This window comes from Actinomadura sp. GC306, assembly GCF_004348665.1.
Classification (GTDB): Bacteria; Actinomycetota; Actinomycetes; order Streptosporangiales; family Streptosporangiaceae; genus Spirillospora.
The window spans coordinates 1-1,735 of sequence record NZ_SMKM01000508.1; the positions used below are offsets into that span (position 1 = coordinate 1).

2 protein-coding genes are annotated in these 1,735 nt (G+C 73.0%); both read right to left on the minus strand.

Features of this window, described 5'->3' with window-relative positions; all coding sequences use genetic code 11:
• Positions 1-827, minus strand: an 827-nt coding sequence (locus E1200_RS33110; protein WP_131956587.1) for a crotonase/enoyl-CoA hydratase family protein, incomplete at its 3' end; no start/stop codon positions are given.
• Positions 828-925: 98 nt separating this feature from the next.
• The gene (locus E1200_RS33115; RefSeq protein WP_243709054.1) at positions 926-1,426 is read right to left on the minus strand and encodes a metallophosphoesterase family protein; all 501 of its coding nucleotides are present in this window, start codon (positions 1,424-1,426) and stop codon (positions 926-928) included.
• Positions 1,427-1,735: the final 309 nt, after the last annotated feature.

Genomic DNA, 1,735 nt, shown 5'->3' on the forward strand with positions numbered 1-1,735 from the left:
GGGTCGGTGAAGGCGGGCGGGCGCTTCTCGAAGTAGGCGCGGACGGCCTCGACCTGGTTGGGGGTGCCGCGGAGCTCGCCGAGCGTCCGGGACTCCTCGATGAACTGGTCGGCCAGATCGTGGTCCGCCGCCCGGTTGAGAAGGCGCTTGGCGCCGCGTACCGCGTGGGGGCTGTTGCCCGCGATCTCCCTGGCGAGTTCGGTGGCGGCGGCGTGCGGGTCGTCCGCGGTGCGGGTCGCGAGGCCGATGCGCGCGGCCTCCTCCCCGCTGATGATGCGGCCGGTGAAGGTGAGCTCCTTCGCGACGTCCTCCCCGGTGAGCCGGATGAGCGCGGCGGTGCCGGTCATGTCGGGCACCAGGCCCCAGCGGATCTCCAGCACGGACAGTTTCGCGTCCGGCGCCACGATGCGGATGTCGGCGCCGAGGGCGATCTGCAGGCCGCCGCCGAGAGCGTGGCCGTGGACGGCGGCGATGACGGGCTGCGGCATCTCGCGCCACACGTGCACGGCCTGCTGGCCGAGGTTCGTGATGCGGCCCGGCTCGCGCGCGGTGATGTCCTTGGCCAGGCGGCGGAACCGGGCACCGCCCTCGGCCTCGGCGCCGTCGCCGGCCATCGCGGCGAAGTTGGCGAAGTCCAGCCCGGCGCAGAACGCGCGGCCCTCGCCCGACAGGACCACGGCGCGGACGGACGGGTCCCCGGCGAGCGACTCGCCGGTCTCGGCGAGCGCCTCGAAGGTGGCGATGTCGAGGGCGTTCAGCTTGTCGGGGCGGTTGAGCCGCACGTCGGCGACTCCGTCTTGGACGTGCACGGTCACGCGGTCGGTCATGCCAAGGCTTCCCGTCTGTCGGCGGTCACTCCAGGGTGACGATTCCATGTGCCGCGGCGGCCGGTCGAGGGAGGGCCGCCCCTGGGGTGCGGACGCGGTCAGGTGACGGGGACGATCTCCGCGCCGGTGAGCCGGCCGTCGTGGACGTCCAGGAGGCCGAGGGTGCCGTGCGGCTGGCGCCGCCGGTCGGTGGGCGATCCGGGGTTGAAGATGCGGACGCCGTCGCCGGTCTCGTCCAGCGGGATGTGCGAATGGCCGAAGACGACGAGGTCCGCGTCCGGGAACCAGCGGCGCATCCGGGCGGTCCGGCCGCGGGCCTGGCCGCTGTCGTGGACCATCGCGACCTTCAGCCCGCCGAGGTCGAGTTCGAGTCGTTCGGGGGCGCCCCACTCGGCGACGTCCGGGCCGTCGTTGTTGCCGAGGACGGCGTGGACGGGCGCGTACGCGGCGAGTTCGTCGAGGACGGAGGCCGTGCACACGTCGCCGGCGTGCAGGATCACGTCGGCGTCCCGCAGGTGCTCGGCCACCCGCGGCGGGCAGGACTTCCAGCGCCGGGGCGCATGGGTGTCGGAGATGGCGACCGCTCTCACGTTCTCCATTGTCACCCGCGGGCTGCGCGACATGTCCGGCGGGGCGGGTGATTTTGCCACCGCGGGGTCACGACACCCGTGGGAAAGAACTGTAAGCACGGTGTCATTACCGAGTGCTGACCTGCGGAGTTACGCTCGAATTCCCTCGCGGTCGTCCAGCGGGAATCGGGCCGTACGCCCCCGGCCTTTCCGACACGGCGACCCAGCACCGCGAGGGAAGTGCGGCCGGGTCCCGGGGAGGATGACCACTCCCTTGCACGGCCTCGGGACCCGGCCGTTTCACCGCGTACGAAAGGGGCGGTCCGGGCCGTCCCGGTG